General features: G+C 71.5%; 6 protein-coding genes. 4 read left to right on the forward strand and 2 right to left on the reverse strand.

The genetic code is table 11. From position 1 onward, the window contains the following. Nucleotides 1–15: 15 nt before the first annotated feature. Nucleotides 16–1,674 carry a penicillin-binding transpeptidase domain-containing protein gene (locus FCH28_RS37220; RefSeq protein ID WP_187364018.1) on the reverse strand — a complete coding sequence of 553 codons (1,659 nt, stop codon included), beginning with the start codon at nucleotides 1,672–1,674 and terminating at the stop codon, nucleotides 16–18. Between the two features lie 191 nt (nucleotides 1,675–1,865). Next, complete coding sequence (locus FCH28_RS37225; RefSeq protein WP_136744858.1) at nucleotides 1,866–3,602, reverse strand: dolichyl-phosphate-mannose--protein mannosyltransferase; 1,737 nt, start codon at nucleotides 3,600–3,602, stop codon at nucleotides 1,866–1,868. A gap of 139 nt (nucleotides 3,603–3,741) precedes the next feature. On the opposite strand from FCH28_RS37225, the gene rsmI reads away from it, so the two are divergent. The 4 genes from rsmI to FCH28_RS37245 form a co-directional block, all read left to right on the forward strand. Continuing rightward, nucleotides 3,742–4,596 (forward strand): 16S rRNA (cytidine(1402)-2'-O)-methyltransferase, encoded by an 855-nt coding sequence (rsmI, locus tag FCH28_RS37230; protein ID WP_136744859.1) that lies wholly within the window; start codon nucleotides 3,742–3,744, stop codon nucleotides 4,594–4,596. 239 nt (nucleotides 4,597–4,835) lie between these two features. Then, the gene (locus FCH28_RS37235; RefSeq protein WP_136744860.1) at nucleotides 4,836–5,309 is read left to right on the forward strand and encodes a hypothetical protein; all 474 of its coding nucleotides are present in this window, start codon (nucleotides 4,836–4,838) and stop codon (nucleotides 5,307–5,309) included. Between the two features lie 33 nt (nucleotides 5,310–5,342). Next, nucleotides 5,343–6,218, forward strand: a complete 876-nt coding sequence (locus FCH28_RS37240; protein WP_136744861.1) for a TatD family hydrolase — start codon at nucleotides 5,343–5,345, stop codon at nucleotides 6,216–6,218. Nucleotides 6,219–6,342: 124 nt separating this feature from the next. Beyond that, the coding region (locus FCH28_RS37245) for a hypothetical protein (protein ID WP_222852484.1) at nucleotides 6,343–6,559 on the forward strand (217 nt) is incomplete at its 3' end.

The raw sequence follows: 6,559 nt of genomic DNA on the forward strand, positions 1-6,559 counted from the left end.
GGGCGCCCTAACCGGTCATCCGGCGTTGAGGATGGTGCGGACCAGCGGGCCCGCGTTGGAGCCGCCGTGGCCGCTCGCCGGGACGACGGCCGCCGCGGCGAGGTCACCGTGGTAGGCGGTGAACCAGGCGTTGGGCTTCTTCTGGCCGTCGACCTCGGCGGAGCCGGTCTTGGCGCCGAAGTCGCCGCTGAGCCCGGCCATCGCCTCGGCGGCCGTGCCGGACGTCGCGGTCAGCTTCATCAGCGACTTGAGGCCGGACGCGGTGGCCGGCTTCATGTTGCGGGCGGCCTTGGCGAGCGTCCGGTTGTCCAGCGACGGGGAGACGATGTACGGCTGGTGGAAGGAGCCCGCCTGGACGGTCGCGGCGAGCGTGGCGACGTTGAGCGGGTTCATCCGCACGCCGCCCTGGCCGATCAGCGAGGCCGCCATCTGCGCGTCGCTCTGGACGGGCACCGCGCCGTCGAAGGTGGGGATGCCGGTCTGCCAGTTCAGGCCGATGCCGAAGACGTCCCGGGCCTCCTTCGTCAGATCGTCGTCGGAGAGCTTCCCGGCCAGCCCGATGAAGGCGTTGTTGCAGGACGCGGCGAAGCTCTGCGCGAAGGTGCCGCTCTTGATCTCGGACTTGTTGTCGTTCTGGAACTTCCAGCCGCCGACCGTCACGTACTTGGGGCACGGGTGCGGCTTGTCCGGCGACGTCAGGCCCTTGTCGATGAGCATGGCCGCCGTCACGATCTTCATCGTGGAGCCGGGGGCCAGCGAGCCCTGGGTGGCCAGGTTGAAGCCCTTCGCCGGGGAGTTGGCGATCGCCAGGATCTCGCCGGTGCTGGGCTTGACCGCCACGGCGGAAGCCCGGCTCTTCGCCTTGACCGCCTTCTCCGCCACGGCCTGGAGCTTGGCGTCCAGGGTCGTCTTGAGGGTGCCGGGGGTGCCCTTGGAGAGCACCTTCAGCGTCTTGTCGGGCTGCTGGGTGGCGGCCTTGGCGCTCTTGGCGCGGTGGATGAACAGCTCCACGCCGGGCTTGCCGTCGGTCTTGTCGCCGTACTTGTCCCGGAGGCTCTCCAGGACACTGGCCAGCGCGGGGTGGGCCTCGGGCGTCAGCTCGGTGCCGTTGCGGTCCACGGCCTTGATCGGCGGCGCCTCGGCCTCCCCGGTGCGCAGCTCGTCGCCCTTGCCGAGAGCCGGGTGCAGCACCGTCGGCTTCCAGGCGATCCGCGGCTTGCCGGTGGTGGCGTCGCGCCGCACGGTCATGGACGTGCCGTACGAGAACGGTGCCTTGGCGCCGTTGTAGGCGATCTGGGTGGCGACGGTGTACGGCACCTTGCCGCCGGCCGCCTTGCCCGGGGTCAGGGTGACCTTCGAGAACCGCGCCTGCTTGCTGAAAGTCTCCAGTGCGGTCTTCGCGGCCGCCGGGCTGTCCGTCAGCTCCGCGGCCTTGGCGGCGTCGCCGGACTGCCAGGCGGTCAGGAACCCCTTCGCGGTCGTGTCCACCTCCGCCGCGGTCAGCGGCCCGGTCTGCACCTCGGGCGCGTTGCCGTCGCCCGACTTGGCGTCCGCGGCCGTGAGCTGCTGTGGCGACGAATCATCCGAGCCGCCGAACAGCGTGAAGCCGCCCACGATTCCCGCCACCAGGGCCACCGATCCGCCGATCAGACCGATCTTCACCTCTCGGCGCATGCCACCGTTCCCCTCCCAGAGCCTCGTCCTTGAATACGCACACAAGAACGTGCGTCGCACTCTAAGGGACACGGGGTAGCGCTGTGCGTCTCGATCGGGGCACGGTCCGGTGACGCGCTGTCGTCCACTTGTCAGGGAAACGTGACGAATGATCCCCGGCCGCCAGGGCTCTCGCCTTTTGCCGCTGGCGGTCAGACCCAGCTGTCGAACCACATCCGGTTGTGCCAGGCGGATTTCGGGATGGGCATACCCGTATACAGCGGATAGAAGTAGACGAAATTCCAGATGATGAGGAGAACCAGGACGCCGGCACCCACGGCCCCGATGGTGTGACGGCGTTCCGATGCGCCCGGGGGGCCGATGATCGCGCCGATCATCACGGCCAGGGCCAGGCACAGGAACGGGACGAACACCACCGCGTAGAAGAGGAAGATCGTCCGTTCCTGGTAGAGGAACCAGGGGAGATAGCCGGCCGCGATGCCGCAGGCGATGGCGCCGGCCCGCCAGTCCCGCCTGAACAGCCAGCGGTAGAGGACGTACAGCAGGGCGAAGCAGGACGCCCACCACAGCAGCGGGGTGCCGAGGGCCAGGACCTCGCGGGCGCAGCCCTCGGCCGCCGTGCAGCCGTCCTGGCCGGCCTTGGGGTCCTCGTAGAAGTACGAGACGGGGCGGCCCAGGACCAGCCAGCTCCACGGGTTGGACTGGTAGGTGTGGGGCGTGGTCAGTCCGGTGTGGAAGGAGTAGACCTCGGTCTGGTAGTGCCACAGGCTGCGCAGCCAGTCCGGGAGCCAGGTCCAGGAGCCGGTGCTGCCCTCGGGGGTGGTCGCCCAGTCGCGGTAGTAGCCGCCCTTGGTGGCGAGCCAGCCGGACCAGGACGCCAGGTAGGCGGCGAGCGCGACGACGACGGTGGACCCGAAGGCGGGCAGGACGTCGCGTCGGACCGTCGAGCGGAAGGGGCGCGCCGCACCGGCCGTACGGCGTGCCGCCATGTCCCAGAGCACCGACATCAGGGCGAACGCCGCGAGGTAGTACAGGCCGTTCCACTTGGTGGCGGCGGACAGGCCCAGGCACAGCCCGGCCGCGATCCGCCACGGCCGCCAGCCCAGCCCCAGCCGGTCACCGACCGCCGCGTCCGGCCGCGTCAGACCGTCCGAGCCGACCGGCAGGGCCGCCGCCAGCCGGGCCCTGGTGCGGTCCCGGTCCACCAGGAGACAGCCGAAGGCGGCCACCACCCAGAACATGACGATCAGGTCGAGGAGGGCGGTGCGGCTCATCACGAAATGCAGCCCGTCGACCGCCAGCAGTGCGCCGGCCAGGCAGCCCAGGGCGGTGGAGCGCAGCAGCCGCCGGCCGATACGGCAGATCAGGAACACCGACAGCGTGCCGAGCAGCGCCACGGTGAACCGCCAGCCGAAGGGGTTCATCCCGAACAGCCACTCGCCGCCCGCGATCAGCCACTTGCCCATCGGCGGATGCACGACGTACGAGTGGTCGGGCGTCAGCAGGATCTTCGGCGGGTGGGACAGCAGCGCGTCGTTGGCGTTCTTGGCCCAGGTGCCCTCGTAGCCGTACTGCAGCAGCGACCAGGCGTCCTTGGGGTAGTACGTCTCGTCGAATATCACCTTGCGCGGGCTGCCCAGGTTCCAGAACCGCAGCACCCCGGCGAACAGCGCCACCAGCAGCGGCCCCACCCAGCCCGCCCAGCGCGCGGCCCGCGCCGCGGTGTGCGGGCCGGCGCCGAACACCGCCCACAGCCGGGTCGCCGGTTCGGGGAAGGCGGGCACCAGCCGCGCCCGGACATCGGCCTGCGGGTGGCCGACATAGCCGAAGCGGCGCAGCCGTCGCTGCCACATGGGGGGCCGGAAGGCCGGCTCCGGGGCGCGGTGGGCGGCGTCGGTCGCGGTGGTGTCACTCGTCACCCGGCCCATCGTAGGGAAGCCGCCTGTGGATACCGCGCCCTGCGCCGCATGGGCGGTCGGCGCGTGGCGCCGTTCTGGGGGCGGAGGTCGGGCGACGGGCGACGGGCGGGCGCGTCGGGCGGCGGGGGCTCCCTGGGAGGATGGGGGTGTGACTGGAACGCTGGTACTTGCAGGGACGCCCATCGGGGAGATCGCGGACGCCCCGCCGCGGCTCGCCACCGAGCTGGCCGCCGCCGATGTGATCGCCGCCGAGGACACCCGGCGGCTGCGCCGGCTGACCCAGGCGCTGGAGGTGACCCCGACCGGGCGGGTGGTGTCGTACTTCGAGGGCAACGAAGCGGCCCGGACGCCCGAGCTGGCCGACGCGCTGGCCGGCGGGGCGCGGGTGCTGCTGGTCACCGACGCCGGGATGCCGTCCGTCTCCGACCCCGGCTACCGCCTGGTCGCCGCCGCCGTCGAACGCGGCATCAAGGTCACCGCGGTCCCGGGCCCCAGCGCGGTGCTCACCGCCCTCGCCGTGTCCGGACTGCCGGTGGACCGCTTCTGCTTCGAGGGATTCCCGCCCCGCAAGGCCGGCGAGCGGCTGGCCCGGCTGCGCGAGGTCGCCGACGAGCGGCGCACCCTGGTCTATTTCGAGGCGCCGCACCGGCTGGACGACACCCTCGCCGCGATGGCCGAGGTCTTCGGCGCGGACCGGCGGGCCGCCGTCTGCCGCGAGCTGACCAAGACGTACGAGGAGGTCAAGCGCGGGCCGCTGGGCGAGCTCGCGCCCTGGGCGGCCGAGGGCGTACGCGGCGAGATCACCATCGTCGTCGAGGGCGCCCCGGAGGCAGGACCGCAGGATCTGGGCCCGGAAGAACTGGTGCGCCGGGTGAAGGTGCGCGAGGAGGCGGGGGAGAGGCGCAAAGAGGCCATCGCGGCGGTCGCGGCGGACGCCGGGCTACCCAAGCGGGAGGTTTTCGATGCGGTGGTCGCCGCAAAGAACGCCTCAAAGAACGCGTGACCAAACGCCCCCTCGAAATGCAGTGGTCCCTCGTCAAAGGGCACAACCGACTCATCGGAAGGTAAATGACTAGCCTGGAAGGTAAAGCGAGGGAGCGCGCCACGGGGTGCTTTTCCTACAAGCTGCCAAATCTGGGCCAATAGCCCGTAGCTCAGCTGCGCCATGGCCGGGAAAGGCGTTCCCTAGGGGAGGGACGTTCGGTCCCCGGAGACCTTGTCCAGCGGACAAGAGGAGCGGCAATGAGCGAAATCGCGCAAACACCCAGCACCGCTACGAGTGGCGCCCACCCCATACCCCCGTCCGAGCCCGCGGCCCGCGAGGCCTACGCCTTCGCGTGCATGAAATGCGGCCATGGCTGGGAGCAGTCGTACGAGATCGAGCATCAGGTCGACGCCACCGGGTCCATGCATGTCGTCTATTACGCGGAGGGCGAGCGAGTCCCGTCCCCGTTGACCCGGCCCACCTGTCTGAACTGCGGTGCGACCGTCGTGCGCATCATGCGCTCCGGCCAGGTCTCGATGGTCTCCAACGCGATCGCGAACATGCACCAGCGACAGGGCGGTGGGCCCGCCAAGAACCACACCAAGAAGAACGGCGAGCCGGTGGTCGGGGAAGCCGCCGGGGAAAACACCGGCAGTACCGCCGAGGACACCGGGCGCCATCACTGGCACCTCTCCGATTTGCTGCATCCCTTCCAGAACCACCGCAGGTGAGCCCCGGGCCGCGGTCCTCGTAGGATCGCGGCCATGGCCAAGAACGAGAGGGACACGCCGCCGCCGCTGCCCGAACCGCTTCGGGTGCCGGTGGCGGATTCGCACACCCACCTGGACATGCAGGGCGGCACCGTCGAGGAGTCGCTCGCCAAGGCGGCCTCGGTCGGCGTCACGACCGTGGTCCAGGTGGGCTGCGACCTGGCCGGCTCCCGGTGGGCCGCGGAGACCGCCGCCGCGTACGACAGCGTGCACGCCACGGTCGCCCTGCACCCCAACGAAGCCCCGCGGATCGTCCTCGGCGACCCCGACGGCTGGTCGCGCCAGGGCGCCAGGGAAGCCGGCGGCGACGCCGCGCTCGATGCCGCCCTCGACGGGATCGACGCGCTGGCCGCCCTCCCGCACGTCCGCGGCGTCGGCGAGACCGGCCTGGACCACTTCCGCACCGGCCCCGACGGCATGGCCGCCCAGCAGCGGTCCTTCCGCGCCCACATCGAGATCGCCAAACGGCACGGCAAGGCCCTGGTCATCCACGACCGGGAGGCCCACGACGACGTGCTGCGGATCCTGCGCGAGGAGGGCGCGCCCGAGCGGGTCGTCTTCCACTGCTTCTCCGGCGACGCCGCGATGGCCAAGATCTGCGCGGAGGCCGGCTACTTCCTGTCCTTCGCCGGGAACATCACCTTCAAGAACGCCCAGCCGCTGCGCGATGCGCTCGCCGTTGCCCCGCCCGAACTGGTGCTCGTCGAGACCGACGCCCCCTTCCTGACCCCCGCGCCCTACCGCGGACGACCGAACGCGCCCTACCTCATCCCGCTCATCCTGCGGGCGATGGCCGAGGTCAAGGGCATGACGGAGGACGCACTGGCCACCGCCGTCGCGGCGAACACGGCGCGCGCCTTCGACTACTGACCCCGCCGCGGAGGCGCCCCGCCGCACCGGCGCGTGCACGTTCCGTAGCGGGTCGACTTTGGAGAGTCACCTCCGCTCCGCTACATTCCGGCGCGTCAAGGCCATCTGTGGCATGTGGAGCGTCGTGAGTCATTCGCAGAGCAGCCACCGCGCCGCGCGCAGTCGTCGCGGCCGGAGCCCGGGCACCACCACACCACCGAAGAACGCGTACGACCTCAAGCCCCTGGCCGTCCCGCGCGGCCTGCTGCCCCGCCAGGCAGCGGCCCCCGAAGCGGGCGGCGCCACGGGCCCCGGCACCCAGCCCCCCGCCGGCCGGGCCGCCGCCCGCCGGGCCGCCGGCG

The sequence above is a fragment of the Streptomyces piniterrae genome (genome assembly GCF_005048155.1).
GTDB lineage: Bacteria > Actinomycetota > Actinomycetes > Streptomycetales > Streptomycetaceae > Streptomyces > Streptomyces piniterrae.

Excerpts from the sequence above, each read along its gene's own strand:
- FCH28_RS37220 (WP_187364018.1), bottom strand. The coding sequence starts at position 1,674 with ATGCGCCGAGAGGTGAAGATCGGTCTGATCGGCGGATCGGTGGCCCTG.
- FCH28_RS37225 (WP_136744858.1), bottom strand. The coding sequence starts at position 3,602 with ATGGGCCGGGTGACGAGTGACACCACCGCGACCGACGCCGCCCACCGC.
- FCH28_RS37235 (WP_136744860.1), top strand. The coding sequence starts at position 4,836 with ATGAGCGAAATCGCGCAAACACCCAGCACCGCTACGAGTGGCGCCCAC.
- FCH28_RS37240 (WP_136744861.1), top strand. The coding sequence starts at position 5,343 with ATGGCCAAGAACGAGAGGGACACGCCGCCGCCGCTGCCCGAACCGCTT.